This window comes from Streptomyces sp. 12E (assembly GCF_055633275.1).
Window position 1 is genome coordinate 1098976 of the sequence record NZ_JBVNCJ010000001.1, and the last position, 25389, is coordinate 1124364.

Annotated in this window: 19 protein-coding genes and 2 pseudogenes; 11 read left to right on the forward strand and 10 right to left on the reverse strand. The window is 73.4% G+C overall.

Translation table 11 applies throughout. The annotated features are described in order from the left end of the window. Positions 1 to 392 precede the first annotated feature (392 nt). The 4 genes from ACZ8ZB_RS05180 to ACZ8ZB_RS05195 all read left to right on the forward strand — a co-directional run bounded on the left by ACZ8ZB_RS05180 (position 393) and on the right by ACZ8ZB_RS05195 (position 5753). Positions 393 to 1223 carry an alpha/beta fold hydrolase gene (locus ACZ8ZB_RS05180; protein ID WP_470736533.1) on the forward strand — a complete coding sequence of 277 codons (831 nt, stop codon included), beginning with the start codon at positions 393 to 395 and terminating at the stop codon, positions 1221 to 1223. Positions 1224 to 1279: 56 nt separating this feature from the next. After that, complete coding sequence (gene pdxR / locus ACZ8ZB_RS05185) at positions 1280 to 2710, forward strand: MocR-like pyridoxine biosynthesis transcription factor PdxR (protein ID WP_470736534.1); 1431 nt, start codon at positions 1280 to 1282, stop codon at positions 2708 to 2710. A gap of 102 nt (positions 2711 to 2812) precedes the next feature. Then, positions 2813 to 4396, forward strand: coding sequence for an alkaline phosphatase D family protein (locus tag ACZ8ZB_RS05190; RefSeq protein ID WP_470736535.1), 1584 nt, complete (start codon positions 2813 to 2815; stop codon positions 4394 to 4396). Positions 4397 to 4493: 97 nt separating this feature from the next. Beyond that, positions 4494 to 5753 carry a GNAT family N-acetyltransferase gene (locus ACZ8ZB_RS05195; protein ID WP_470736536.1) on the forward strand — a complete coding sequence of 420 codons (1260 nt, stop codon included), beginning with the start codon at positions 4494 to 4496 and terminating at the stop codon, positions 5751 to 5753. A gap of 70 nt (positions 5754 to 5823) precedes the next feature. On the opposite strand, the gene ACZ8ZB_RS05200 is transcribed toward ACZ8ZB_RS05195, so the two are convergent. Beyond that, positions 5824 to 6999 carry a trans-sulfuration enzyme family protein gene (locus ACZ8ZB_RS05200; RefSeq protein ID WP_470736537.1) on the reverse strand — a complete coding sequence of 392 codons (1176 nt, stop codon included), beginning with the start codon at positions 6997 to 6999 and terminating at the stop codon, positions 5824 to 5826. Positions 7000 to 7071: 72 nt separating this feature from the next. Here ACZ8ZB_RS05200 and ACZ8ZB_RS05205 point away from each other — a divergent pair, with 72 nt between their 5' ends. Further along, on the forward strand, positions 7072 to 7563 hold the full coding sequence (locus ACZ8ZB_RS05205) for an Lrp/AsnC family transcriptional regulator (protein ID WP_470736538.1): 492 nt from the start codon (positions 7072 to 7074) through the stop codon (positions 7561 to 7563). Positions 7564 to 7595: 32 nt separating this feature from the next. Further along, on the forward strand, positions 7596 to 9284 hold the full coding sequence (locus ACZ8ZB_RS05210; protein ID WP_470736539.1) for a DUF885 domain-containing protein: 1689 nt from the start codon (positions 7596 to 7598) through the stop codon (positions 9282 to 9284). 16 nt (positions 9285 to 9300) lie between these two features. Here the strand turns inward: ACZ8ZB_RS05210 and ACZ8ZB_RS05215 are convergent, their stop codons facing one another. The 3 genes and pseudogenes from ACZ8ZB_RS05215 to ACZ8ZB_RS05225 form a co-directional block, all read right to left on the reverse strand. After that, positions 9301 to 10146, reverse strand: coding sequence for an SDR family oxidoreductase (locus ACZ8ZB_RS05215; protein WP_470736540.1), 846 nt, complete (start codon positions 10144 to 10146; stop codon positions 9301 to 9303). Between the two features lie 48 nt (positions 10147 to 10194). Next, positions 10195 to 10684 (reverse strand): annotated as a pseudogene (locus ACZ8ZB_RS05220) (Imm21 family immunity protein). 43 nt (positions 10685 to 10727) lie between these two features. After that, positions 10728 to 11201 (reverse strand): rhodanese-like domain-containing protein, encoded by a 474-nt coding sequence (locus ACZ8ZB_RS05225; RefSeq protein ID WP_470736541.1) that lies wholly within the window; start codon positions 11199 to 11201, stop codon positions 10728 to 10730. Positions 11202 to 11294: 93 nt separating this feature from the next. Between ACZ8ZB_RS05225 and ACZ8ZB_RS05230 the strand changes: the two genes are divergently transcribed. After that, complete coding sequence (locus ACZ8ZB_RS05230) at positions 11295 to 11741, forward strand: Lrp/AsnC family transcriptional regulator (protein WP_470736542.1); 447 nt, start codon at positions 11295 to 11297, stop codon at positions 11739 to 11741. A gap of 7 nt (positions 11742 to 11748) precedes the next feature. On the opposite strand, the gene ACZ8ZB_RS05235 is transcribed toward ACZ8ZB_RS05230, so the two are convergent. The 5 genes and pseudogenes from ACZ8ZB_RS05235 to ACZ8ZB_RS05255 all read right to left on the reverse strand — a co-directional run bounded on the left by ACZ8ZB_RS05235 (position 11749) and on the right by ACZ8ZB_RS05255 (position 18014). Next, complete coding sequence (locus ACZ8ZB_RS05235) at positions 11749 to 14742, reverse strand: AAA family ATPase (RefSeq protein ID WP_470736543.1); 2994 nt, start codon at positions 14740 to 14742, stop codon at positions 11749 to 11751. Further along, positions 14739 to 15902: an exonuclease SbcCD subunit D gene (locus tag ACZ8ZB_RS05240; protein ID WP_470736544.1), complete on the reverse strand. Its 1164-nt coding sequence runs from the start codon at positions 15900 to 15902 to the stop codon at positions 14739 to 14741. The genes ACZ8ZB_RS05235 and ACZ8ZB_RS05240 overlap by 4 nt, the downstream gene beginning before the upstream one ends. A 358-nt stretch (positions 15903 to 16260) precedes the next feature. Further along, positions 16261 to 16608: pseudogene (locus ACZ8ZB_RS05245) on the reverse strand (transposase); the annotation flags it as partial. Positions 16609 to 16833: 225 nt separating this feature from the next. Beyond that, a complete protein-coding gene (locus tag ACZ8ZB_RS05250) occupies positions 16834 to 17595 on the reverse strand; it encodes an SDR family NAD(P)-dependent oxidoreductase (protein ID WP_470736545.1) in 762 nt (253 codons plus the stop codon). Further along, the gene (locus tag ACZ8ZB_RS05255) at positions 17592 to 18014 is read right to left on the reverse strand and encodes a VOC family protein (protein ID WP_470736546.1); all 423 of its coding nucleotides are present in this window, start codon (positions 18012 to 18014) and stop codon (positions 17592 to 17594) included. The genes ACZ8ZB_RS05250 and ACZ8ZB_RS05255 overlap by 4 nt, the downstream gene beginning before the upstream one ends. Before the next feature lie 156 nt (positions 18015 to 18170). Between ACZ8ZB_RS05255 and ACZ8ZB_RS05260 the strand changes: the two genes are divergently transcribed. The 4 genes from ACZ8ZB_RS05260 (at position 18171) to ACZ8ZB_RS05275 (ending at position 22893) form a co-directional block, all read left to right on the forward strand. Then, the gene (locus tag ACZ8ZB_RS05260) at positions 18171 to 18848 is read left to right on the forward strand and encodes a GntR family transcriptional regulator (protein WP_470736547.1); all 678 of its coding nucleotides are present in this window, start codon (positions 18171 to 18173) and stop codon (positions 18846 to 18848) included. 342 nt (positions 18849 to 19190) lie between these two features. After that, on the forward strand, positions 19191 to 19958 hold the full coding sequence (locus ACZ8ZB_RS05265; protein WP_470736548.1) for an Atu4866 domain-containing protein: 768 nt from the start codon (positions 19191 to 19193) through the stop codon (positions 19956 to 19958). 205 nt (positions 19959 to 20163) lie between these two features. Next, positions 20164 to 21549 (forward strand): amidohydrolase family protein, encoded by a 1386-nt coding sequence (locus ACZ8ZB_RS05270; RefSeq protein ID WP_470736549.1) that lies wholly within the window; start codon positions 20164 to 20166, stop codon positions 21547 to 21549. Between the two features lie 117 nt (positions 21550 to 21666). Beyond that, complete coding sequence (locus ACZ8ZB_RS05275) at positions 21667 to 22893, forward strand: MFS transporter (protein ID WP_470736550.1); 1227 nt, start codon at positions 21667 to 21669, stop codon at positions 22891 to 22893. 814 nt (positions 22894 to 23707) lie between these two features. Here ACZ8ZB_RS05275 and ACZ8ZB_RS05280 read toward each other — a convergent pair. Beyond that, positions 23708 to 25297, reverse strand: coding sequence for an alpha/beta hydrolase (locus ACZ8ZB_RS05280; protein ID WP_470736551.1), 1590 nt, complete (start codon positions 25295 to 25297; stop codon positions 23708 to 23710). Positions 25298 to 25389: the final 92 nt, after the last annotated feature.

A 25389-nucleotide genomic window follows, 5' to 3' on the forward strand; every position in this document is an offset into this window, starting at 1 on the left:
CGGCGAGCGAACGCGACTTGCCGGGGTCGCGGATGACGCACACCGTCCGGACGCGCCCGCCGGCGACGCCGAGGAGGAACCGCCCCGTGCGGTCGGCGCCCTCCAGGACCCGCGGCGGGGCTCGCGGCGCGGCGCTCGGCGGGGGCCACCCGGCCCGGCATCCGGTAGGCGAATCCCAGGAGGAGGGGGCGGAGTTCCTCGAGGACGTCGGTCACGGTGCCGGTGGTCACGTCCCCGTCCCGACCGGCCCGTGCGGCCGTGTCCGGGCGGCGCCGGCCGTCGGCCGACGGGACACGCCGACCGGGGGCTACCCGTCGGTAGCAATTGCTGACAAGCTGTCCACGGCGTCGGGCGACGTCCGTTTCCGCGAGTCCCAGACGAGGAGCACCCTCATGTCCGCGACCGTCTCCTGCAAGGTCACCTCTCCCCTCGGCCCGCAGACCGTGACCCTCTCCTACGCGCGCGTGGGCCGCGGTGAGCCGCTGCTCCTGCTGCACGGCATCGGCCACCACCGCCAGGCCTGGGACCCGGTGGTGGACATCCTGGCGACCGAGCGCGAGGTGATCGCCGTGGACCTGCCCGGTTTCGGCGCTTCCCCGTCGCTGCCCGACGGCCTCGCCCACGACCTGCCGACCATGAACGCCGCCCTGGGCGCCCTGTGCGAGGAGCTGGAGCTCGGCCGGCCGCACGTCGCGGGCAACTCGCTCGGCGGCCTGCTGGCCCTGGAGCTCGGCCGGGAACGGCTCGTGCGGTCCGTCACCGCCCTGTCCCCGGCGGGTTTCTGGACGCAGGCCGAGCGGCGGTACGCCTTCGGCGTGCTGATCGGCATGCGGCGGATCGCGGAGCGGATGCCGCTCCCGCTGGTCGAGCGCCTCGCCCGCTCCGCGGTCGGCCGGGCGGCGCTGACCAGCACCATCTACGCCCGCCCGGGGCGCCGTTCCCCCGAGGCCGTGGTCGCCGAGACGCTCGCCCTCGCCGGCGCCACGGGTTTCACCGAGACCCTCCGCGCGGGCACCGCCGTACGGTTCACCGACGACGTGCCCGGCATCCCCGTGACCGTCGCCTGGGGCGCCCGGGACCGGATCCTGGTCCCCCGGCAGGGCATCCGCGCCAAGCAGATCATTCCCCGGGCCCGGCTGGTCCGGCTGCCCGGCTGCGGCCACGTCCCGATGAACGACGACCCGGCGCTGGTCGCGCGCGTCATCCTCGACGGCAGCCGCTGAGGGCGGGGCCGCACGGAGGCGTCCCGCGGCCCGAAAGCGCCTAAGGTGGCCCTGCCATGACGTCACCGCCGACCGGCCCCGAGGGGCCCGCCGCCTCCTCCGCCTGGGAGTTGCTGCTGCCGGCCGCCTCCGCACCGGCACGCGCGCGTGGCCGTTCGCTGCAGGCCGCGCTGCGCGAGGCGGTGCGGTCGGGGCGGCTCGCGCCGGGGACCCGGCTGCCCTCCAGCCGTGATCTGGCGGCCGACCTCGGCGTGTCGCGCGGGCTGATCACGGAGGCGTACGAGCAGCTGACGGCGGAGGGCTACCTGCGCTCCGGCCGGGGCTCCGGGACCTGGGTGGGAGCGGCGGTGCGGGCCGCCCGCCCGCACGCCCGCGACCTCGCTCCGCGCACTCCCGGCGCCCGCGCGGACTTCGTCCCCGGCACACCCGACCTGTCGCTGTTCCCCCGCGCGGCGTGGGCGGCGGCGCAGCGCGGTGTGCTCGCGGACCTTCCGCACCGGGAGCTGGGCTATCCCGACCCGCGCGGGCTGCCCCGGCTGCGTACGGCGCTGGCCGGGCTGCTCGCGCGGCGCCGGGGCGTGGTGGCCGATCCCGAGCGGATCGTGGTGGTCTCCGGAGTGGCGCAGGCGTCGGCGCTGCTCGGATCCGCCCTCCGCGCGCGCGGGGTGCGCGCCGTCGCCGTGGAGGACCCCGGCAGTCCGCAGCACGAGTCCCTGTACGCCGCCGCCGGGGTCACCGCCGTCCCCGTGCCGGTGGACGGCGAGGGGCTCGTGATGGAGCCGCTGCGGGCCTCGGGGGCGCGGGCGGCCGTCGTGACGCCGGCGCACCAGTTCCCCACCGGCATCGCGTACTCCGCGCGGCGCCGGACCGAACTGCTCGACTGGGCTCGGTCCGTGGACGGGATCGTCCTGGAGGACGACTACGACGGCGACTTCCGCTACGACCGGGCGCCCGTCGGCGCCCTCCAGGGGCTCGACCCCGAGCGCGTGGCCTACACCGGTTCGGTCAGCAAGTCCCTCGCCCCGGGGCTGCGGCTCGGCTGGCTGCTGGTGCCGCGGGGGTGGGCCGAGGAGGTGGTGGAGCGCAAGCGCACCATGGATCTCGGCCATCCCACCCTGGACCAGGCGCTGTTCGCCCGGTTCCTGGAACGCGGCGACTACGACCGTCAGCTGCGCCGCTGCCAGCGCGCCTACCGCGAGCGGCGCGACGCCCTGGTCACCGCCCTCGGGGAGCACTTCCCGGGCGCCGGGGTGTCCGGGATCGCGGCGGGGCTGCACGTCATCGTCGCGCTGCCCGAGCGCTACGGGCCGCGGGAGCGTTTCCTCACGCGCATGGCAAAGGCCGGTGTGGCGGTGCGCCCGCTCGCGGACCACGCGCACGACGGGGCGCCGGAGGAGGGTGTGCGGCTCGTGCTGGGCTACGCGCACATGACGCCCGCGCGGATCCACGAGGGGGTGCGCCTGATGGCGGGGGCCGCCGCCCGGTAGCCGCCCGCGCGAGTTGTTCACCCGGGGTTCGCGTGCGCGCCGCGCCGCCCGCGTAGGTGTGGTCGCACACACTGGCCGGATCCCGTCCCTGGAGGCGCATCCATGTCACACCGTCCGCTCCCAGGCCGTCGCGCCGTGCTGCGCGGCTCGCTCGCGGCCTCGGCGGCCCTGACCCTGCCCACCGCGCTCGCCGCGCCCGCCTTCGCCCGTTCGGGGCGTCCGCGGGCCGGGTGGGGCGTGCAGACCGGTGACGTCACCCGTGACTCGGGGCTGGTGTGGGTGCGCTCCGACCGTCCGGCGCGGATGATCGTCGAGACCTCGGCGACCGAGTCGTTCCGTCACCCGCGCCGATGGCACGGTCCGCTGCTCGGCGCGGACACCGACTTCACCGGCACGACCCGGTTGCGCGGGCTGCCGTCCGGGGAGCAGATCCACTACCGGGTGCTGCTCGCCGACCCCGACGACCCGCGCCGCACCGGTGAGCCGGTCACCGGCACGTTCCGCACGGTCTCCGCCCGGCGCCGGGACGGCGTGCGGTTCCTGTGGTCGGGGGACCTGGCGGGCCAGGGCTGGGGCATCAACCCCGACATCGGCGGCTACCGCATCTTCGACGCGATGGCGCGCCTGGATCCCGACTTCTTCCTGTTCAGCGGCGATACCGTCTACGCCGACGGGCCCGTCTCCGAGACCGCCGCCCTGCCGGACGGCGGTGTCTGGCGGAACGTCACCACCGAGGAGAAGGCCAAGGTCGCCGAGACCCTGGCCGAGTTCCGGGGCAACTTCCGCTACAACCTGCTCGACGAGAACCTGCGCCGGTTCAACGCCCAGGTGCCGTCCATCGTGCAGTGGGACGACCACGAGGTGCGCAACAACTGGTACCCGGGCCAGCGGATCGCGGAGACGGACGCCCGGTACACGGTGAAGAGCGTCGACGTGCTGGCCGCCCGGGCGCGGCGCGCGTTCGGCGAGTACTTCCCGATGTCCACGCTGCGGCCGGGCGCCCGGGAGGGCCGGGTGTACCGGGTGCTGCGGCAGGGTCCGCTGCTCGACGTGTTCGTGCTGGACATGCGGACGTACCGGAACGCCAACTCCTCCGGCGACCAGACCGTGGACCCGCAGGGCATCCTCGGACGGGAGCAGCTGGAGTGGCTGAAGCGGGAACTGGCGCGGTCGCGGGCGGTGTGGAAGGTGATCGCCGCCGACATGCCGATCGGCCTCGTCGTGCCCGACACGACCGAGGGCGCGCGGCACGTCGAGGCGGTGGCCCAGGGCGACCCGGGGGCGCCGCTGGGGCGGGAGCTGCAGATCGCGGAGCTGCTGCGGTTCGTCAAGCACCGGCGGATCACCGGCACGGTGTGGCTGACGGCCGACGTGCACCACACCTCGGCGCAGCACTACCAGCCCTCACGGGCCGCGTTCGACGACTTCGAGCCGTTCTGGGAGTTCGTCTCCGGTCCGCTGAACGCGGGCGCCTTCCCGGCCAGCGCGCTCGACGGCACCTTCGGCCCGGAGCGGGTGTGGGTGAAGGCGCCGACCGCCTCGAACGTCTCGCCCGCCGGCGGCTACCAGTTCTTCGGCGAGGTCGACATCGACGGCGGCAGCGGTGAGTTGACGGTGCGGATGCGGGAGCAGGACGGCACCGTGCTGTTCACGAAGACGCTGCGACCGGGCCTGGTCGGTCAGTAAATCAACAAAACGGGCAGAAGCGCGCTTTACCCATCAGTCACAGTACGTTTGTGATCACGAAACACGATTCCTTCACAGTGACTGTATGAGTCGAGACATGTCTGACGTGACGAACACCCGGAACGGCGGGCCCGTGCACCGCCGGTGGAACCCCGTCGAACTCGCCGCGCGGTGCACGGCCGCCTTCCACGCGTGGTGGGCACGGCGCCACGGCCACGCACCGCCGGCGCACGATACCGGCGGCGCCCGGCCGCCCTCCGCCGCGGCCGGCGGCAGCGTGCTGTGGCGGATGCGGACGACGGTGAAGGACGAACCGGGCGCGCTGGCCGCGCTCTGCACGGCGCTGGCCGAGCTGCGGGTCGACATCCTGAGCCTGCAGACGCACCCGCTGGGCGAGGACACCGTCGACGAGTTCCTGCTGCGCGCCCCCGAGGGAACGGACCTCGTCGCCGCCGTGTCGCTCGCCGGAGGCGCGGACACCTGGACCGAGCGGGCCGACGCCCACGATCTGGTGGACGCGCCGACCCGGGTCCTGGGGCTGGCCGCCCGCACCGCCCAGGACGCGGCCGAACTGCCGCTCGCATTGCGCCAGTTGCTGGGCCGGTGCACGATCCGATCCCGGCCCGCCACCTCCATGGGCGGCCGACGGGTGCCCGAGGAGGGCCTCCTGGAGGACACCGTGATCCGGCTGCGCGCCCCGGAGGGCGGGGTGATCACCGTGGAACGGCCGTATCCACCGTTCACGCCCACCGAGTTCGCCCGCGCCCGCGCGCTGGTGGAGCTGGACGCCCGGCTCGGTCCCCGCATCCCGCGTGGCCGTGACGTCCTCACACTGCCGGAAGGCGGCGCCATCTCCGTGCGCCGTGCGGACACCGGCGATCTGGCGGCCGCACGGGCGATGCACGAGCGGTGCTCCACGGAGACCCTGCGCATGCGGTACCACGGGCCGGTCGGCGACGCGGACCGCTATCTGAACCACCTGCTCAGCCCGCGCTTCGGCCGCACGCTCGCCGCGCAGACCGCCTCGGGCCGCGTCGTCGGCCTCGGCCATCTGCTGTGGGACGGCGACGAGACCGAGGTCGCGCTGATCGTGGAGGACGCCTGGCAGCGCCGGGGCATCGGCGCCGAGCTGCTCACCCGGCTGGTGGCGATGGCGGCCGAGGACGGCTGCGCCCAGGTGTACGCCGTGACCCAGACGTCCAACACCGGCATGGTCGCCGCGATGCGCGGCCTGGGGCTGCCGCTCGACTACCAGATCGAGGAGGGCACGCTGGTCGTCACGGCCCGCCTGGACGCCGTGGCGGGCCGCCATGCACCCGGGGACCGGGAGCACGGCGAGCGGATCGGCCGGCCGTAGCCCGTCACGCGGGCGTCCGGGGGACGGCCCGGCGGATCACGCCGCCGGGCCGTCCCCCGTGTGCCCGGCCTCAGCCCCGGGCCGACGCCTCCGGACGCCCCGGGGTCCCGGTCCGCTCCCCCAGGGCCGCGTCCAGATCGGCCCACAGGTCCTCGACGTCCTCCAGGCCGACCGAGAGCCTCAGCAGCCGGTCGCTCACCCCGGCGTCCCTGCGGTCGCCGGCGTCCACGATGCGGTGGCTGATGGAGGCCGGGTGCTGGATGAGGGAGTCCACGCTGCCCAGGCTGACGGCCGGGGTGACCAGGCGTACGCCGGCGATCACCTCGTGCGGGTCCCCGTGCACCTCGAAGGAGACCATCGCCCCGCCGATGCGCGGGTAGTGCACCCGGGCCACGCGTGGATCGGCGGCGAGCCGGGCGGCGAGTTCCGCGGCGGTCGCGGACGCGGCCCGAACCCGTACCGGCAGGGTCGACAGACCGCGCAGCAACAGGTAGCCGGCCAGCGGGTGCAGCACACCGCCCGTGGCGAACCGCACCTGGCGCAGCCGACCGGCGAACTCCTCGTCGCAGGCCACCACGCCCGCCAGCACGTCCCCGTGTCCGCCGAGGTACTTGGTGGCGCTGTGCAGCACCAGCCGCGCCCCGTGCTCGGCCGGACGCTGGAGGACCGGCGTGGCGAAGGTGTTGTCGACGAGCAGCGGGACGGAGCCGCAGGCGTGGGCGACGGCCCGCAGGTCGATCTCGGCGAGCGTGGGGTTGGCCGGGGTCTCCACGAGCACCAGGCCGGTGTCGGGGCGCAGCGCGTCGGCGACGCCGGCCGGGTCGGTCCAGGTCACCTCGGAGCCGAGCAGTCCGGCGGTCAGCAGATGATCGCTGCACCCGTACAGGGGACGTACGGCGACGACGTGCCGCAGTCCCGCCGAGCCGCGGACCAGCAGGGCGGCGCTGAGCGCGGCCATGCCACTGGCGAACGCGACCGCCGACCCGGTGCCTTCGAGCCGGGCCAGGGCGGTCTCGAAGCGGGCGACGGTCGGGTTGCCGAGCCGCCCGTAGACGGGCGGGCCCTCCGGCTCGGCCCCGGTGGCGGCGAAGGCGTCGATGCGGGCCGCCTCGGCGCGGCTGTCGTACGAGGGGTAGGTGGTCGACAGGTCGATCGGCGGAGCGTGCAGTCCCAGTCCGGCGAGGTCGTCGCGGCCTGCGTGCACGGCCTCGGTGGCGAGTGCGCGGGTGGTGCGTCGCGTGTCCATGCCCAAGTCCATGGAGGGAAGGGTGAACACCGAACGGGCTCCCGGAGCCCTACCCCGTGCTACGTTCGGCCGATGGCCGAACCCGTCGTACTGGATCCGGTGGATCTCCACCTGCTGCGGCTGTTGCAGAACGACGCCCGGACGACGTACCGGGATCTCGCCGCACAGATCGGGGTCGCGCCTTCGACCTGTCTGGACCGGGTGAACCGGCTGCGCCGCTGTGGCGTGATCCTCGGACACCGGCTGGAGCTGGATCCCGCCAAGCTGGGGCGCGGACTCCAGGCTCTGCTCTCGGTGCAGGTCAGACCGCACCGGCGGGAGCTGGTGGGGCCGTTCGTGGAGCGGATCCGGGCGCTGCCGGAGTCGCTGACCGTGTTCCATCTGACCGGCCCCGACGACTATCTGGTGCACGTCGCGGTCGCGGACATGGCGGACCTGCAACGGCTGGTGCTCGACGAGTTCACCGCCCGGCGGGAGGTGGCCCGCGTGGAGACCCGGCTGATCTTCCAGCGGTGGGACTGCGGTCCCCTGCTGCCGCCTTCGCCCACAGCTCAAACCGGATGACGTGCGGCGGACCGCGTACCAGGATGGTCCGCATGTCTCAGACCAACAGCGCGCTTCCCCGTCAGGTCGCCGACACCTACGTCGACGAGCTCATCGCCCTCGACCCGGTCACCGGAACGTTCCTCGGTGTGCGGGAGAGCTCCTCCCGTCTGCCCGATCTCTCGCCCGCCGGGCAGGAGGCGCTCGCCGGGCTCCAGCGGGCCACGCTCGTACGGCTCGACGAGGCCGAGCGGCGGCCGGGCGCCGACAGCGGCATCGAACGCCGCTGCGCCCGCCTGCTGCGCGAGCGGCTCACCGCGGAACTCGCCGTGCACGAGGCCGACGAGGGTCTGCGCGCGGTCGGCAACCTGGGCACGGTCGCGCATTCGGTGCGCGAGGTGTTCACCGTGACGCCGGCCGGGACGGAGGAGGACTGGGCGGCGATCGCCGAGCGGCTGCGCGCGGTCCCGGCCGCGCTGGCGGGCTACCGGGAGTCCCTCGCCCTCGGGCTGGAGCGCAAGCTGTACGCGGCTCCGCGGCCGACGAGGACGTTCACCGGGCAGCTCGGCGAGTGGGCGGACACCGGCGGGGGCCGGGGCTGGTTCGAGGACTTCGCCGCGGCGGGACCGGACGCGCTGCGCACGGAACTGGACGAGGGCGCCCGCGCGGCGACCGCGGCCGTCGTGGAGCTGCGGGACTGGATGCGCGACGTGTACGCCCCGGCGGTCGAGGGCGCGCCGAACACCGTGGGCCGGGAGCGCTACGCCCGCTGGGCCCGCTACTACAACGGCACCGATCTCGACCTGGACGAGGCGTACGCGTACGGCTGGTCCGAGTACCACCGGCTGCTCGGCGAGATGGAGAAGGAGGCCGAGAAGATCCTGCCCGGCGCCGCGACGCCGTGGGTGGCGCTGGCGCACCTGGACGAGCACGGCCGGCACGTCGAGGGCGTCGACGAGGTCCGCCGGTGGCTCCAGGGCGTGATGGACCGGGCGATCGACTCCCTGGACGGCACCCACTTCGACCTCGCCGAGCGGGTGCGGAAGGTGGAGTCGCGGATCGCCCCGGCGGGCAGTGCGGCGGCGCCGTACTACACGCCTCCGTCGGAGGACTTCTCCCGGCCCGGCTGCACCTGGCTGCCCACGATGGGCCTGACCCGCTTCCCGGTCTACGACCTGGTGTCGACCTGGTACCACGAGGGCGTGCCCGGCCATCACCTCCAGCTGGCGCAGTGGGTGCACGTGGCCGAGGACCTCTCCCGCTACCAGGCCTCCGTGGGCATGGTCAGCGCCAACGCCGAGGGCTGGGCGCTGTACGCGGAGCGGCTGATGGACGAGCTCGGTTTCCTCACGGACGCGGAGGAGCGGCTGGGCTACCTGGACGCGCAGATGATGCGGGCGGCCCGGGTCATCGTCGACATCGGCATGCACCTGGAGCTGGAGATCCCGGCGGACTCGCCGTTCCACCCGGGTGAGCGCTGGACACCGGAGCTGGCCGAGGAGTTCTTCGGGGCGCACAGCAGCCGCCCGGCGGACTTCGTGGAGAGCGAGCTGACCCGCTATCTGACGATCCCGGGCCAGGCGATCGGCTACAAGCTCGGCGAGCGGGCGTGGCTGCTGGGCCGGGAGAACGCCCGTGCGCGGCACGGTGACGCCTTCGACCTCAAGGCCTGGCACATGGCGGCGCTGTCCCAGGGTTCGCTGGGCCTGGACGACCTGGTGGACGAACTCTCGGCGCTGTGAGCCGGGCCGGCGCCCGTCAGCGCCGGAAGCCGCCCTCCGAGTCGATGACCTGACCGGTGATCCAGTCCGCCTCGTCCGTGGCCAGCCACGCGATGAGGCGGGCGGGGTCGTCGGGCATGCCCCAGCGGCCCGCGGGGAAGAGGGCCGCGACGGCGTCGTAGGCGTCGCCGGTCAGGTAGTCCGTGTCCACGGGGCCGGGGTTGACGGTGTTCACGGTGACCGCGTGCTCGGCCAGGGCGGTCGCCAGGGAACGGGTGATCGAGGCGAGGGCGCCCTTTTGGAGGGCGTAGGCGATCTCGCCCGGCATGCCCCCGGCGATGTCCTGCCCGGAGGTCATCATCACCACGCGTCCGCCCGGGGTGCGCGGGGGCAGCGCGGCGCGGTGCCGGGCGTGGGCCTGGACGAGCAGCAGCACCGAACGGGCGTCGACGGCCCAGTGTGCGTCGAGCATGGCGGCGTCCACGGTGTCGAGGTCGCCGTCGAAGCCGCTGAGGGCGTGGTTGGCGACGAGGATGTCGAGCCGTCCGCCGAGCGCCTCGGCCGCCCGGGCGTGCAGCTCGGCGGGGGCCGCGGGGTCGGTGAGGTCGCCGGGACCGGCGAGCACCCGGGCGTCGGGGTCGCCGAGGGCGTCGCGCACGGAGGCGGTCACGTCCTCGATCCGGTCGGCGCCCCAGGGCATGGCGGCGTCGTGCGGCACGTGGTGGTGCAGGTAGACACTGGCCCCGTGGGCGGCGAGGCGGCGGGCCACGGCATGGCCGATGCCGCTGCGCCGGCTGGCCCCGGTGACCAGCGCGGTCCGGCCCCGCAGGGGCAGGGGGTCACGGCGGAGCGCTTCGGGTGCGGGGGGCGGGAGTTTGGGCATGATCGTCCATGATGCGGGACCGGGCGGGCGGGCGCACGCGAATATCGGTCAGAGCGGTGGGCGGAGCCGGACGAGGAGCAGCCGGGTTTCCGGGCCCGGCCGGACCCGGGCCGCGCGGACCGCGCAACGGCCCGGGGCGAGCGTGGGGTTCGCGTGGTCGGCGCGCGCGGAGTCGGTGCCGGGCCGGGCCGCGTCGAACAGGACGACCGCGCCGGGCACCTTCCCGTGCGCCTCGGGCTGCCACCGCGCGGTGCGCGGCGCCGCCGGGAGTTCCGCTTCGAAGTCGCCGGCGAGCCGGCGGACGAGGGTGCCGTGCTCGGGCGGGAAAGCGGTCGCGGCGGGCTCGTCGCCCAGGACCAGGGCCGCCGCGTCGCCCACCGGGAGGAGTCCGACGGGTCCGCCCGCCTCGCAGGCCCGGTCGTGGTCCGAGGCCGTCGGCTCCCGTCCGGAACGACAGCACCGTCTCCGCCACCGCGACGAGCGGCCCGCCGCCCGGCTCCACCCGCTCGACCGTGCCCGGCTCCGCGTATCGCACCACGCGCAGAGCCGGTCGGGTCGACTCCCTTACCGGAGGCCGGGGTTCAGCATCCGCAGTCGTCGGCGCCCAACGGCGCGGTCAGCGGGTCGGGGGCGCGGCGCTCACGGCCCCGCCGGGTCTCGAACTCGAAGCCCTCGCGCACCCAGTACTCGAATCCGCCGAGCATCTCCTTGACCCGGTAGCCGAGTTCGGCGAGGGCGAGCGCGGCACGGGTGGCGCCGTCGCAGCCGGGTCCCCAGCAGTACGTCACGACCGGAACGGACGGATCCAAAAGCTCCGCGGCCCGCTCGGGGATCAGCCCGGTGGGAAGGTGCACCGCGCCGGGCACATGCCCCTGGTCCCAGGCCTCGGTGGAACGCGAGTCGACCAGGACGAACCCGGGGTCGCCGTCGGCCGCGAGGGCGGCGGCCACGTCGGAGACGTCGGCGTGGAGGGCCAGGCTCGCGCGGAAATGGGCGGCGGCCTCGGCCGGGGAGGCGGGGACGACCCGCAGGACGGAGTTCACGGTGGTGGTCATGGGAGAGAAACTACGGCCGCGCACTCCGGTCCTGAAGCGGGGAACCCCGGCCTTCTCCTTGATCGGCCGGGATTCCCCTGCTACTTCTCGGGAATGACCACGTATTCCCCGGACGCCACCGACTGGCGCATCCTCGACGTCCTCCAGCGGGACGGACGGGCCAGTTTCGCCGAACTCGCCCGTGCCGTCTCGATGTCCGCGAGCGCGGTCACCGAGCGGGTGCGCCGGCTGGAGGAGGCCGGCGTCATCCGGGGCTACACGGCGGTGGTGGACCCGGAACGGATCGGGCTGCCGATCCTGGCCTTCGTGCGGCTGCGCTACCCGACCGGCAACTACAAGCCCTTCCACGACCTCGTCACCGTGATGCCCGAGATCCTGGAGGCGCACCACGTGACGGGCGAGGACTGTTTCGTCATCAAGGTCGCCGCCCGCTCGATGCGGCACCTGGAGGAGGTGGCGGGCCGGATCGGCGCGCTCGGCCCGGTGACCACCAGCGTCGTCTACTCCTCGCCGCTGCCGCGCCGCGCCCTGGGACGGTGAGCCGGCCTCACCGGGTCCCGTGCTGGCACAGCCGCGAACCGGAGCGGTCCTTCACGACCTCCAGCCGGGCGTGTATCCGCCGGCGCAGATCGCCCACGTGACTGACGATGCCCACGCTGCGGTCGCGTTCGCGCAGGGAGTCCAGGACGTCCAGGACCTCGTCGAGGGTCTGGTCGTCGAGGCTGCCGAAGCCCTCGTCGATGAAGAGGGTGTCCAGCCGGACCCCGCCCGCCTCGTCGGTGACGACGTCCGCGAGACCGAGCGCCAGGGCGAGCGAGGCGAAGAAGGTCTCGCCGCCCGAGAGGGTCGCGGTGTCGCGCTCCCGTCCGGTCCAGGCGTCGACGACGTGCAGGCCGAGTCCGCTGCGGCCGCGGCCTGAGCGGTCGTCGGAGTGGACGAGGGTGTACCGGCCGGACGACATGCGGTGCAGCCGTACGGTCGCGGCGGCGGCGACCTGCTCCAGCCGGGCGGCGAGGACGTACGACTCCAGGCGCATCCTGCGTTCGTTGTCCGCCGAGGTGCCCGCGGTGAGTCCGGCCATGCGGGCCACCCGGTCGTACTCCTCGCGCAGCGGTCCCAGCCGGCGCGCCGAGGCGACGGCCCGCGCGGAGAGCCGGTCGAGTTCGGCGCAGCGCCGGTCGGCGGCGTCCCGCGCGGAGGCCGCCTCGCGCACCCTGCGGTCCGCGTCCTCGGCGGCCCGCTGTGCGGTGGCGAGGTCGGCGGGCGGCTGCCGGGCGGCGGCCGCGGTCTCCGGTTCGGCGAGGACGGCCCGTACGGCGGCCTCCTCGTGCTGCCGGTCGTCCAGGCGCCGTTGCAGCGCGCGGTGGGCGGTGTCGTCGAGGAGGGCGTCGGCGGCGGCCCGCGGGGTGTCGAATCCCGCGCGGAAGGCGGCGTCGGCGAGCCGGGCGTCGGCTTCCTTGAGCCGCTGGGCCGTGTCCTCGGCGGTGCGGGCGGCGTCGGCGGCGTCCGTGAGGAGTGCGACGTTCCGCTCCAGCTGCGCGGCGCGCGCGGCCACACTGGTGGCGTCCCCCCGCGCCCGCGCCAACTCCTCCGTCAGCGCGGCGTGTTCCCGGTCCAGTCGCTCGCGGTGACCCACCCGGGAGGCGGCCCGGACGGCCGCCTCCCGTTGGGCGGTGATCCGCAGCTCGTGTTCCCGCTCCGCACGGCGCAGCCGCTCCCGCGCCGTGTGCAGTACGGAGGCGGCGTCCCGGGCCTGCGCGTACTGCCGCTCCACCTCGTCGGCTTCACGGGCGAGCTGTTCGGCCGCGGTGTCACCGGCCTCCGCGCTCGCGGCGGCCAGCGCCTCCCGGACCGAGCCGAGCCGCTGCTCGGCCTCGGCGCGGTGGTCGTCGGCGCGCTGGTGGTCGGCGAGGGCACGTTCCTCCGTCTCCCGGTCGACGTGCCCGTCGACCTTGCGGGCGGGAGCGGGGTGTTCGGTGGCGCCGCAGACCGCGCAGGGTTCGCCCTCGGTGAGGCCGCCGGCCAGCTCGGCGGCGATGCCGTTCAGACGCTGTTCCTTGAGGTCGAGCCAGCGCTGCTTCGCCGCGAGCGCCTGCTCCCGGGCGGTACGGGCCTGTTCCTCGGCCGTCTCCACGTCCCCGGCCAGCCGGTCGCGCAGCCGTGCGGCGTTCAGCCGCCGGCGCGCGGGGTCGCGCCGCACGGAGAGCTCACCGGCCCGCGTCGCGGCCTGCTGCGCGGACTCGATGCCGGCCTGCAGGTCCGCGCGGGTCTGCTCCCAGTCCGCGAGCCAGGTCTCCGCCTCCTCCCGTGCCTCCTCGTCGGCGCGTTCCTGGCGGTCCAGGCCGGCGCGTTCGGCGAGGAGTCCCGTCAGCCGCCGCTCGGCGCGGCGGGCCGACTCCAGCCCGCCCAGTTCCTCGGCGGCCCGGCGGGCTGCGGCCGCGAGTCCGGCCGCTCCCGCGTCCGCGAGGGACGCCGGGAGCAGGGCACGCGCGCGCAGTTCGGCACCGGCCGCCCGCCGGTGCTCGGCCTCGGCGGAGTCCCGCAGCTCCAGGGCGGGAGCGACGGTCTCGGCCTTGCGGGCCCGCTCCAAGCGGGCCCGCTCCTCCTGGTGGGCGCCGGCCCGCTCCTGGAGCCGGGCCGCTCGCTCCCGTGCTTCGGCGAACCGCCGTTGCAGCCGGTCCCGTTCGCGTACGACCTCCAGGGCGCGGTCGGCGTCGGCGAGGGCGGCCTCGGCGGTGGCGAGGCGGCAGCGGGCGGCCGTGAGCTGTTCCCGCGCGGTGCTGCGGGCGACGGCGGCGGCGGTCAGCACGGCCTCGGCCAGTCCCGGTTCGCCGGGCGTCAGCTCGGGCAGCTCCATGGAGTCGCCCGCGGCCTGCTGCATCCGGTGCGCGTCGGCGAGCAGGTCGGCGTCGCCCTCGCGCACCCGGGACTCGGCGGCCCGCCGGCGTTCGGCGAGGCGCTTCTCCACGTCGGCGAAGCGGCGGGTGTCGAAGAGGCGGCCCAGCAGCTTGCCGCGGGCTTCGGCGTCGGCGCGCAGGAAGCGCGCGAAGTCGCCCTGGGGCAGCAGCACGACCTGGCAGAACTGTTCCCGGCTCATGCCGAGGAGCTGGGTGATCTCCTCGCCGATCTCCTGGTGCGAGCGGCTGAGGTCCTTCCAGGCGCCCGAGGCGGCGTCGCGTTCGCGCAACCAGGTCTGGGCCTTGTCCAGGGTGGTGCCGGTGCCGCGCTTCTTGGGACGCTCCCAGGGCGGCTGCCGGGTGATCTCCAGCCGGCGTCCGGCGACGGTGAGCTCGAGGGTGACCTCGGTGCGCACGCCCGGGGCTGCGTGGTCGCTGCGCAGGGCCATGCCCTGACCGCTCTGCCGGGCCCCGGGGACGGAGCCGTACAGCGCGTAGCAGACGGCGTCCAGGACGGAGGTCTTGCCGGCGCCGGTGGGGCCGTGCAGCAGGAAGAGCCCCGCGGCGGACAGCTCGCCGAAGTCGACGCTCTGGGTGCTCCCGAAGGGCCCGAAGGCCGTCATGTCCAGCCGGTGCAGCCTCATCGCGCCACCTCCCGCACCGTGTCGTCCGCGCGGACGGCGTCGAAGGCGTCCCGCAGGACGGCCCGTTCGTGCGCGTCCGGACCGGCGCCGCGCACATGGGCCACGAAGTCCTCGGCGATCTGCTGGTCGTCGCGGCCGGCGAGGCGGCGGGCGTAGGAGACCGCGGGGCCGTCCGCCGCGCGGTCCGGGTCGAAGACGAGGCTGAGGGTGTGCGGGAAGCGCTCGGCGAGCCGGGCCATGGGGTCGGCGGGGCGCACCGGGTCGGTGAGGGTCGCCTCGACCCACGCGTCCTCGTGCCGTGCCAGTGCGGGGTCGGCGAGCAGTTCCTCCAGGGTGCCGCGGATCCTGGCCAGCGCGCGCGGCACCGGGCAGTCGACGCGTTCGGCGGTGACCGCTCCGTCGGCGGCCAGGTCGACGAGCCACATGCTCTTGCGGTGCGCGGCCTCGGAGAAGGAGTACGGCAGCGGGGAGCCGGAGTAGCGCACCCGCTCGGTGAGGGCCTGGCAGCCGTGCAGATGCCCCAGCGCCACGTAGTCGACGCCGTCGAACACCCCGGCGGGCACGGCGGCCACCCCGCCGACGGTGATGTCCCGCTCGCTGTCGCTGGGTTCGCCGCCGGTGACGAAGGCGTGCGCGAGGACGACCGAACGGGTCCCGGGCGCGCGGGCGGCGAGGTCCGCGCGGACCCGGTCCATGGCGGCGGCCAGCACCGTCTCGTGGCCGGCCCTCTCCACCCCGAAGGTGTCCTTCACCAGGGCGGGTTCGAGGTAGGGCAGCCCGTAGAAGGCGACGTCGCCGTGCTCGTCGGACAGCACCACGGGTGTGCCGCACGCGGACGGTTCGGTCCGCAGGTGGATGCCGGCGCGCCCCATGAGTCCGGCGCCGACGCCGAGGCGGCGGGCCGAGTCGTGGTTGCCGGAGATCATCACCGTCGGCACGCCCAGAGCGGCGAGCCGGTGCAGGGCGTCGTCGAACAGCTCGACCGCGGGGAGCGGCGGCACGGCACGGTCGTACACGTCCCCCGACACGACCACCGCGTCCACCCCGCGCTCCCGCACGGTGCTGACGAGGTGGCCGATGAACTCGGCCTGGGCACCGAGCATGCCGACCCGGTGGAAGGACCGGCCGAGGTGCCAGTCGGAGGTGTGCAGCAATCTCATAAAATAACCCTGACCTGCATGTTCCTCTTGGTTACACCCCAAGAACCAGCACAAGCCAGCACGAGGGACCCGGGCCGGCACCCACCACGCTAGCGCCTACCGGCACCTGGTTCACCACTGACCTCAAACGCGGTCACGTCAATCAATACACCGATGGACATGTCCGTGAGTCCGCACAGGAGGTCGTCTCCCCACCCACCCCCTGGACACCGAAGGACAGGTCACGTCCGTGATGGAGTGGTGTGTCGACGGCCACTCGGTGATCTCGTCTTGGAGGTTATGCGGTGAGTTCCGTGGACAGGGCGGGGTCGTCGGTTCCTGACTCGATCAGGTGGAGGAGGGCCTTGGCGAGGAGGCAGGCGGTGACTACCACCGAGAACAGGGCCTGCTCGGCCCGGCGGCGGCGTTCGAGAAGCCGGTGCGGGAAGTAGCCGCCGCTGCGGAGTGGGGACGACGAGTTCGACGGTGCCGGCGCGGGTGTCCCACTCGCGTGACCGGTAACCGTTGCGGTGGTCGACGCGTTCGTCGCTGACCTGCCCGTGCTCGGCGTTGCGGAGGGCATCGGCCTCCGCGGACATGATCGCGTCGGCGAACGTCTTGACCATCGCACGCAGCAGATCGGGACTCTCCCCCGCAAGCGGGGGCACCCCCAGGCGAGGTTGTCCTCGGCGAGGGCGTGCAAGGGCAGACTGCCGGGTGCGGTCAGCGTGCTGATCTCCTTCGAGGCTTCGAAGACCGGCCGGTGGCCGTCCGTCCATGCGGGCCTCATCCCGATGCCGGAGCACCCCCCGGATCGGGTCGATCCCGTACACCACCTCCTGGACGCAACCCGAGCGCATGCGTCAGGCTCGTCCCGCGGTGTTCACCGAGTTGGTCTCATACGTTGGCGGGACCCCACAGGCACGCCGTTCTCCTCCGACGCGGTTGGGCGTCAGGTGCGGAGATGGGATGCGCCGTTGAGGTCGACGATGGTGCCCGAGGCCCATGCCGCGGCCGGGGACGCGAGGAAATGCACCGTGGCGGCGACCTCTTCCGGGGTGCCGACCCGTCCGAAGGGACTCTCCGCGCGCAGGCGCTCGCCTTCCGGGCCGGACAGCTTCGCCGTCTGGCGTTCGGTGGCCACGAATCCGGGCGCGACGGAGGTGACCGTGATGCCGTGCGGAGCCAGGGCCACGGCCAGTGACTGACCGAGGGCGTGCAGTGCGGCTTTGGTGGCCCCGTAGGCGGGGAAATCGGGTTCGCCCCGGAACGCGCCGCGCGAGCCGATGTTCACGATCGCCCCGCCGGCGCCCCGGCCGACGAGGTGGCGGGCCGTGGCCCAGCTCAAGTCGGCCGCGCCCAGGAGGTTGACGTCCACCATCCGCCGCCAGACCTGCTGCCAGTGCTCCAGCGGGGTCTGGGTGATCGGATGCCGGGTGTCCGCCGCGGGTGCCACGGCCGCGTTGTTCACCAGCACGTCCACCGTGCCGAGCGCGGCCACCGCCTCGGCCACGGTCCGCTCGGCCGCACCTGGCTCGCCCAGGTCGGCCTGGAGCAACGTGTGTCCGGTACCGGGCAGCTCCCGCACCGTCCGTTCGGCGTCCGCACGGCGGCCGGCGTACTGCACCGCGACCCGGTCACCGCCGGCGGCGAAGGCCCTCGCGACGGCGCGGCCGATGCCGCGCGATCCGCCGGTGACCAGCACGCCCCTCATCGGGCGAACACCATCGACTCGTCACGGAAGGACTTGAACTCCAGGGCGTTGCCCGCGGGGTCACGGAAGAACATGGTCCACTGTTCGCCGGGCTCACCGGGAAAGCGGCGATGCGGCTCGATGTCGAAGCCCACCCCCGCGGCTCGCAACCGTTCGGCGAATTGATGGAAGGACTGTTCGGGCAGCAGGAGACCGTAGTGCGGGATCGGCACCTGGTGCTGTCCCACCATGCTGGTGCCGGCCGGCTGCGGCGCGGCCGGCACCAGGTGGGTCACCAGCTGGTGGCCTTCGAGGTTCCAGTCCACCCAGTGGTCGGTGCTGCGTCCCTCGGGCAGGCCCAGCACCTGTCCGTAGAAGCCGCGGGCGGCGACCAGGTCGTCGACCGGGACGGCCAGGTGGAAAGCGGGCCGGTGTGGCATCGGGGTCCCCTCTGGTGGACTCGGCGGCCAGGGCAGCCTGACCCACCTGATGTTCTAATGTCAACATTAGGACAAGAGTCCGTCCGTCACGAAGTCCGGGACGAGTCGCCTGACCGGCCTGGCGGTCCCTAGTGTCCGGATGTCAACATTGTCCGCATGTCATTCGCACTGCCGAAGGCCGCCCGGCGCGGGCTGGCTGACGAAGCCGCCGACCTGGTGCGCGCCGCGATCTTCTCGGGTCACTTCCCGCCCGGAGCCGCACTGCGCGAAGTGGAGCTGGCCGAACGCCTCGGGGTCAGCCGTGGCTCGGTCCGCGAAGGGCTGGCCCGGCTGGAGCGGGAAGGGCTGGTACGCGGCGGCTGGCACCGCGGCACCACCGTCATCGAGGTGACGGCTGATGACGTGCAGGAGGTCTACGCGCTGCGAGCCGCGCTGGACCGTCTGGCGGCGACCACCGCGCGGCGGGCCGCGACCGCGGAGCACCTCTCCGAGCTGGATCGGCTGGTGGCCGAGATGACAACCGAGATCGCCGGAGGCGGCGACGCCCCCCGGCTGGTGGCACTGGACATCGCCTTCCACGACCAGATCTACGCCGCAGCCGGGAACGGCAGGCTCACCTCCGCCTGGGAGGCGATCCGCTCTCAGTTGCACCTGTTCCAGCTGCGCCGCGTCGACGCGGCCTACGACCACTACCGCGCACGCGTGGTCGACGAGCATCGCGAGCTCGCCGCACTCCTGCGCTCCGGCGACATCCGGACGCTGGCCCGCCGGGCCGAGGAGCATGTGGAATCCGCACGGCGCAGTCTGCTGGCCAGTCTGCCGGCCGCACCGTGACATCAAGCACCGAGGCGTCCGGCCGTACCTGAGCGTGCCCTGTACGCGCCAGGCTGCCGGCGAGTGGCTGTGGGCGGGACTTGCCGGACGCTGTGCACCGGGCCTGTGCCGGACTCGCCATCTCCCTGCCGGTCATGGTGCCGGCTCCCCTTCTGCTCTCCTCCGGCCGGTCATGGGTGGGTGCCGTGCACCCGGGTGCACGGCGGCCTGGTTCCGCTTGTACAGCCGGACGAACCTGGTGGTCATGCGGTTGCTGTGACGGCCGAGCAGCCGCGATCTGCCCGCGAGGAAGCTCGCTTCGTTCGCCGGGCAGACCGATGAGCCGAACCCCTGAGGAAGACGATGACCACCAACGACGCCCACGCCCACACCGGCGCCCTGAGCTGGCACCCGGAAGCGCTCGACGAAATTCTCTCGAACGACGGGGGCCGCCCCGTCCTGTTCACCAACGCCCGGATCGTGACGATGGACCCGCTGATCGGGACCATGACCGGTGCCGACATCCTGTTCGTCGGTTCCCTGATCGTGGGCGTCGGCCCCGCCATCGTCACCGCGGCACAGGACGACAACGCCATCGTCGTCGACTGCACGGGCACGACCATCGTTCCCGCCGTCGTGGACACCGTCGCCCTGGTCGGCGGACGCGGCCGGCGCGCGGAGTACGTCGCGACGCTGACGCCCGGCAACAGCACCGACTTCCTGGTGGTGCCCGACGAACTCGCCGCCGATGTGCCGAGCGCGGTCGCCACCCTCATGTCCCGCCCGGAGCAGGTCCGCGCGCTGGTCGCGGCCGGCCGGCCCGTCCGGTGGGCGGGCACCGAGATTCCCGGTGGGCCCACAACCCCCCAGGCCGGCATCCCCGCCGCTCCGGACCTGACCGGCAGCCCTCGGCTCGGCGTCTGGATCGACCGGGAGGACTTCCTGCATCAGGAACTGACCGCGGACGGCCGCTACGACGAGACACGGGGCGGCCGGCCCCACGCCTACCAGGGCCGGTTCTGGATCGACGGCGACCGCATCGACTACCTGGACGACCTCGGCTTCTGGGCCTACGGAGAGTTCAGGGGCGACGAGCTGCACCACGCCGGCTACGTCATGAAGCTGGGCTGAACCGCCGGCCGGCAACGGCCGAGCCGCACACGGCGACAACGGCCGGGGCCGAACCGTGCCTCCGCGGCCTTTCGGTCGCGGGCGCACGGTGCCCGGGTGCACGGCGCCCTGGCTGCCGGGGCCGGACCCGCCAAGACCGGAAACCGGGCAGCCGGGCGTTCCCGACGACCCACCCCCTCCCCAAAGTACTGAAAGCAGCCCTTCCATGACCAACGTCAACGGCACCGCCGTCCTCGAACAGCTCCGCCGTCGCCCCGCGGACGAACGGCGCATCCTGTTCACCGGCGCGACCATCGTCACCATGGACCCCGGCCTCGGTGTCCTGCCCGACGCCGACCTGCTCGTCGAGGGCGACACCATCACCGCCGTCGGTCCCCACCTCGACGCCTGCGACGCCGTGGTCGTCGACGCCACCGGCGCCGTCCTCAGCCCCGGCTTCGTCGACACCCACCGGCACGCCTGGGAGGCCCAGCTGCGCCGGATCATGCCGGACGTCGACGACCTCGGCGCCTACGTCATGTCCACCCTGGCCGGCTACGCCACGCTCTACCGGCCGGAGGACATGTACATCGGCACCAAGCTGGCCGCCCTCACCGCGATCGACGGCGGCATCACGACCATGCTCGACTTCTCCCACAACTCCCGCACCCCCGAACACTCCGACGCCGCCGTCGAGGCCCTCCGCGACACCGGCATCCGCGGCGTGCACGCCTCCATGGGCCCGCACTTCGGCGACTGGGACGAACAGTGGCCCGGCGACCTGGCCCGCCTCAAGGAGAAGTACTTCAACAGCGAGGACCAGCTGCTGACCCTGCGCCTGGCGACGCTCGCCACCGACGAGATCGCCGGGCCGGCGCTCGCCTACGGTCCCGAACTCGCCCGCGCAGCCAAGGACCTGGGCATCGGAGTGAGCGTGGACGCGGTCTTCGGCACGGCCTCCTCCGAGGCGATCCTGCGCTGGGCCGAGGACGGCATCCTCGGCAGTGACGTCACCCTCATCCACGCCACCGGACTGACTCCCGCGGCATGGAAGGCGATGGGGGAGACCGGCACCACCGTGGCGCTCGCCCCCACCTCCGACGCGCAGATCGGCCTGGAGACCGCGATTCCCGCCGTCGACGAGGCCCTGTCCGTCGGCATCCGCCCCGGGCTGAGCATCGACGTCGAAGTCGCCTTGGCCAGCGACATGTTCACGCAGATGCGGGCCCTGCACGCCATCCAGCGGATGCGGGCCGTCAACGCCGCCCACGGCACCGGCCGGCAACCGGCCCGCATCACCACCCACGACGTCCTGGACTTCGCCACCCTCCAGGGCGCCCGCACCAACGGCCTGGACGGCGTGACCGGTTCGCTCACCCCGGGCAAGAAGGCCGACCTGCTGGTCATCCAGGCCGAGGACCTCAACAACATGCCGCTCAACGACCCCATCGGCACCGTCGTACTGGGCTCCGACGCCCGCAACATCAGCACCGTCCTCATCAACGGCGAGCCCCGCAAGTGGAACGGCCACGTCCTCGACGTCGACCTGCCCGCCCTGCGCCGCGAGGTCCACGCCTCGCGCGAGCACGTGCTGAACACCCCGGCTGCCTGATCATCCCGTCACCGCCCCCGGCCGGCCCCTCGCCGGTCGGGGGCACCCCGGTCCCCGCGCCCGCCATCGGCCTGTCATGCGGCACACGGGGCCACCAGACGTTCTTTCGGAGTCCCCATGCCCCACCCCACCAGCGCACTCGATCACACACCCGGGAGCGGAACGCCCGGTCGACCAACAGGCTGGGCCCCTGCCGCCAGGACCACCGCACTGCTCACCGCGCTAGGCGTGCTGATGGTTGGCCAGATGTACACCGTCCTGGCACTGCTGCACCCCATGGCCGCCGAGTTCGACACCACACCCGGTCAGGTCACGTGGACGGCGACCGCGTTCGGTTTCGCCTACGCCGCCGGGTTCCTCTTCGCCGGTCCGCTCTGCGACCGTTACGGACCACGCGCTGTGATCACCGCGGGGCTCGCGGCCGCCACGGCGTCCACCGCGGCGGTCAGCGCAGTCTCCGACCTTCCCGCCGCCATCGTGCTGCGCAGCCTGCAGGGACTGACCGCCGCGACCTTCGCCCCTTCCGCGCTCTCCTACGTCGTCCGGCACATCGCGCCTCAGCATCGCGGCACTTCCCTCACCTGCATCACCAGTGGCATGCTCGCCGCCGCCGTCGTCGTTCAGGTCGGCGCGCAGGCCGTTGCGGCCGGAATCGGCTGGCGTGCGGTCTTCTGGATCAGTGCCGTGCTGATGGCCCTGAACCTGTTCCCGGTGCGCCGGGTCCTGCGACCCACTCCGCGCCGTGGCACCGACGGCGGACTGCTACAGGCGTTCGCAGCGATGCCACGGCTGCTGCGACAGCCGCGGCTGGGCGCCTTGTGCCTGTCCACCATCGCCCTGATGACGGCTTTCGTCGCCCTCTACACGGCGGTGGCCATCGCGGGTCCACCGGCCATCACCGGCAATTCCACCGCGATCCTCGCCCTGCGGGCCAGCGCGCTCCCCGCCCTGATCGCCGTACCCCTGCTCGTTCCCGTGCTCCAACGGCTGCTCGCGCCTCTGCGCGCGGCCCTCGCCTTCGCCCTGGCTGCCCTCACCGTCGCCGCCGGTTCCTTCCTCGGTGGTCACACGGCGCTGCTCGCCATGGCCCTGCTGCTGTTCGTGGCCGCCGTCGCAGTAGCGGCGCCTGCGGTCGTCGAGACCATCAACGCCAACGCCTCGCAGGCACGTGGTGCGGCGGTCGCCCTCTACGGATGCAGCATGTTCACCGGTGCCAGCCTGGGCCCACAGCTCGCCGGTGCGCTCACCGGACTGGGCTTCGACGGCATCCTGCTCGTCGTCGCCGGGGTGCTCCTTCTGGGTGCCTCCCTGACCCTGCCGGCCATGCGCCACCACACCCCGTGACCCCCACCATCGGCTCGACACACAACGCACTGGCCCGCGGAAAGACCTCCTCCGGCAACCGTACGCCGACCGCTGTTCCCCGCCGCACCACGGGCTGACCCGCGAGAGCCGGAACCGCCGTCGGCCGAACGCGTCGGGTTCGGCAGCGAAGTTCGTCCGGTGCGGATGCCGGTCGTCGAGGCGCATCGGACGGAGCAGACGCGATGTCCGGGCGGGCAGCGGAAATGGTCTGCCGAAACCCAGAGGCGACAGCCTCCTGCCCGGTCCCCTCCTCACTGCTCATCAGGGACCCGTCCGTTACGAAACCGTCGTCCCGCGCACGATGAGCGGTCTCAGGACCCGCCGCCTCGCCGGACCGGATACCGCCCCTGGACGGCGGCCCTCGGGGGTCCAAGCCCGGTGGTACTGCCCCCAGCCGGGCGTCCTTCCGGGCCCCGGTTGTCATCGGCGCCGATGTGGCGGGCGGACCGCCGCGTCGCACGGGACGGTCAACGGTGAGCGGATACCGACCGCGCTGTTCGATGCGACCGCGGCCGTCCAGCGCCTGCGGAACCTCAGCAGGGGCGTGCCCACGGGCACGGGAAGCACCGGTACGGCCGGGGTGGGCAGCACGTCGTGGCCGCCGGGGGACCGCGTCGGGCTCCAGGTGGCCCGGTCCCTGATCCGTGCGGGCGGTGACCCGCCGGACGCCGCGGACCGTGGTGATCCGTCGGGCCCGAGGTCGGGCGGGTCCACGTCCCCGTCCACGCCGACGGGCAGCGGACTTGTCTGCCGCCGAGGACGGTGGCTCCGGGAAGCCGCAGGGGCGCGAGCGTCACGAGCAGACCGTGCCGTTCGCCGGGACCGTCCCGTCGAGCAGATACGCGTCGACCAGCTCGGTCAGGCAGTCGTTGACGCCATAGGTGCCGTGCCCCTCACCGTCCACGGTGAGGTGGACGCCGACTTTCCCTCCCAGTTCGTCCGCCATCTTCTCGGCACCCTCATAGGGAGTGGCCGGATCACCGGTGTTGCCGATGACGAGGACGGGACCCGCGCCGTCGGCCGACACCTCGACGGTGGGTGCGTGGCCGTCAACGGGCCAGCCGGTGCACTGGAGCAGCCCCCAGGCCATCCAGTCGCCGAACACCGGGGATGCCGTGCGGAATTCGGGCAGGTGACGGTGTACGTCCTCAAGGGTGAAGCGGTCCTTGTAGTCCGCGCAGTTCACCGCGGTGTTGGCTGCGTTGATGTTGGCGTATCCGTCGTCGTCGATCCGTTCGTTGAGGAGGTCGGAAAGCAGCAGCAGTGCGCTGCCGTCGCCGTCCATGGCGGCGGCCAGTCCGCCCCTGAGCAGCATCCAGCTCTCCTGGTCGTAGAGGGCGGCGGCGATGCCGTTGAGGGCGTGGCTCTGGGTCAGGGAACGCCCGAACTCCGTGGGCAGGGGGCCGGTGTCCAGGCGCTCGAGCAGCGCGATGATGTCCTTCTCGCCCTGCTGCGGGTCCGTGCCCTCGAAGAAGCAGGAGTCCTGCCGTACGCAGTCATTGAGGAAGTTGCGCAGTGCGCCCTGGAACCCCTTCGCCTGGCCGAGGGCACTGTTCAGGGCGTCCTCGGTGGGGTCGACCACGGCGTCGAAGACGAAGCGTCCGACACGCTTCGGGAAGAGATGTGCGTAGACGCCGCCGAGCTGTGTGCCGTAGGAGATGCCGAAGTAGTTGAGTTTCTCGTCGCCCAGGACGTGGCGCATCAGGTCGAGGTCACGTGCGGCCTCCTGGGTGCCGACGTGATCCAGCACCGCGCCCGACCCGCTCTGGCAGGCCCGGGCGAAGGCGCGTACCCCACGCTCGCGGGCCTTCTCCTCCGTGGCGTCGTCAGGGGTGGCGTCCGCGGCCAGCCAGGCGTCCATGGCCTTCGTGTCCAGGCAGTGCACGCCGGCACTGTCCCCGACCCCGCGAGGGTCGAAACTGACCAGGTCATAGCGCTTGTGCAGCGTCATGTAGTCGTCGCCGGCGGCGAGGGGGAGGGTGAGCACCCCGGAGCCGCCGGGGCCGCCGAAGTTGAAGACCAGGGACCCGAGGCGCTTCTCGCCGGAGTCCGGGGATGCCTTCGCCCGGATCAGGGCCAGATCGATGGTTTCGCCGTCGGGGTCCGCGTAGTCCAGCGGAGCCTTCATGGTGCTGCACTGCCACGTCGTTCCGTCCGGCAGCTTCTCGGGCCTGTCGCCACCGCCCTGGGCCGTGGACGGAGCGGAGCACGCGCTCCACTTCAGTTCCTGCTCGCTGAGAGCGGTGGGCACCGCGGGTCTCGCGGCATTGCCGTCGGCGTCGTCGACGGTCTCGGGGTTGCAGGCTGTCACCGCGGTGGCCGCCAGTACGGCGAGCGACGCCAGGGCGACAGCGGTCCGGGACATGCGAGGTTGTGCGGGCATGCTTTTGCCGGTCTCCAGTTGTTGTGGGTGATACGGACGCAGTGGACGGACGCTCACACGAAGTCGTGGTGGTAGGCGTACCGGTCGGTGCG

Coding starts and splice junctions, on each gene's coding strand:
- ACZ8ZB_RS05180 (WP_470736533.1), top strand. CDS start 393: ATGTCCGCGACCGTCTCCTGCAAGGTCACCTCTCCCCTCGGCCCGCAG.
- pdxR (WP_470736534.1), top strand. CDS start 1,280: ATGACGTCACCGCCGACCGGCCCCGAGGGGCCCGCCGCCTCCTCCGCC.
- ACZ8ZB_RS05190 (WP_470736535.1), top strand. CDS start 2,813: ATGTCACACCGTCCGCTCCCAGGCCGTCGCGCCGTGCTGCGCGGCTCG.
- ACZ8ZB_RS05195 (WP_470736536.1), top strand. CDS start 4,494: ATGTCTGACGTGACGAACACCCGGAACGGCGGGCCCGTGCACCGCCGG.
- ACZ8ZB_RS05200 (WP_470736537.1), bottom strand. CDS start 6,999: ATGGACACGCGACGCACCACCCGCGCACTCGCCACCGAGGCCGTGCAC.
- ACZ8ZB_RS05205 (WP_470736538.1), top strand. CDS start 7,072: ATGGCCGAACCCGTCGTACTGGATCCGGTGGATCTCCACCTGCTGCGG.
- ACZ8ZB_RS05210 (WP_470736539.1), top strand. CDS start 7,596: ATGTCTCAGACCAACAGCGCGCTTCCCCGTCAGGTCGCCGACACCTAC.
- ACZ8ZB_RS05215 (WP_470736540.1), bottom strand. CDS start 10,146: ATGCCCAAACTCCCGCCCCCCGCACCCGAAGCGCTCCGCCGTGACCCC.
- ACZ8ZB_RS05225 (WP_470736541.1), bottom strand. CDS start 11,201: ATGACCACCACCGTGAACTCCGTCCTGCGGGTCGTCCCCGCCTCCCCG.
- ACZ8ZB_RS05230 (WP_470736542.1), top strand. CDS start 11,295: ATGACCACGTATTCCCCGGACGCCACCGACTGGCGCATCCTCGACGTC.
- ACZ8ZB_RS05235 (WP_470736543.1), bottom strand. CDS start 14,742: ATGAGGCTGCACCGGCTGGACATGACGGCCTTCGGGCCCTTCGGGAGC.
- ACZ8ZB_RS05240 (WP_470736544.1), bottom strand. CDS start 15,902: ATGAGATTGCTGCACACCTCCGACTGGCACCTCGGCCGGTCCTTCCAC.
- ACZ8ZB_RS05250 (WP_470736545.1), bottom strand. CDS start 17,595: ATGAGGGGCGTGCTGGTCACCGGCGGATCGCGCGGCATCGGCCGCGCC.
- ACZ8ZB_RS05255 (WP_470736546.1), bottom strand. CDS start 18,014: ATGCCACACCGGCCCGCTTTCCACCTGGCCGTCCCGGTCGACGACCTG.
- ACZ8ZB_RS05260 (WP_470736547.1), top strand. CDS start 18,171: ATGTCATTCGCACTGCCGAAGGCCGCCCGGCGCGGGCTGGCTGACGAA.
- ACZ8ZB_RS05265 (WP_470736548.1), top strand. CDS start 19,191: ATGACCACCAACGACGCCCACGCCCACACCGGCGCCCTGAGCTGGCAC.
- ACZ8ZB_RS05270 (WP_470736549.1), top strand. CDS start 20,164: ATGACCAACGTCAACGGCACCGCCGTCCTCGAACAGCTCCGCCGTCGC.
- ACZ8ZB_RS05275 (WP_470736550.1), top strand. CDS start 21,667: ATGCCCCACCCCACCAGCGCACTCGATCACACACCCGGGAGCGGAACG.
- ACZ8ZB_RS05280 (WP_470736551.1), bottom strand. CDS start 25,297: ATGCCCGCACAACCTCGCATGTCCCGGACCGCTGTCGCCCTGGCGTCG.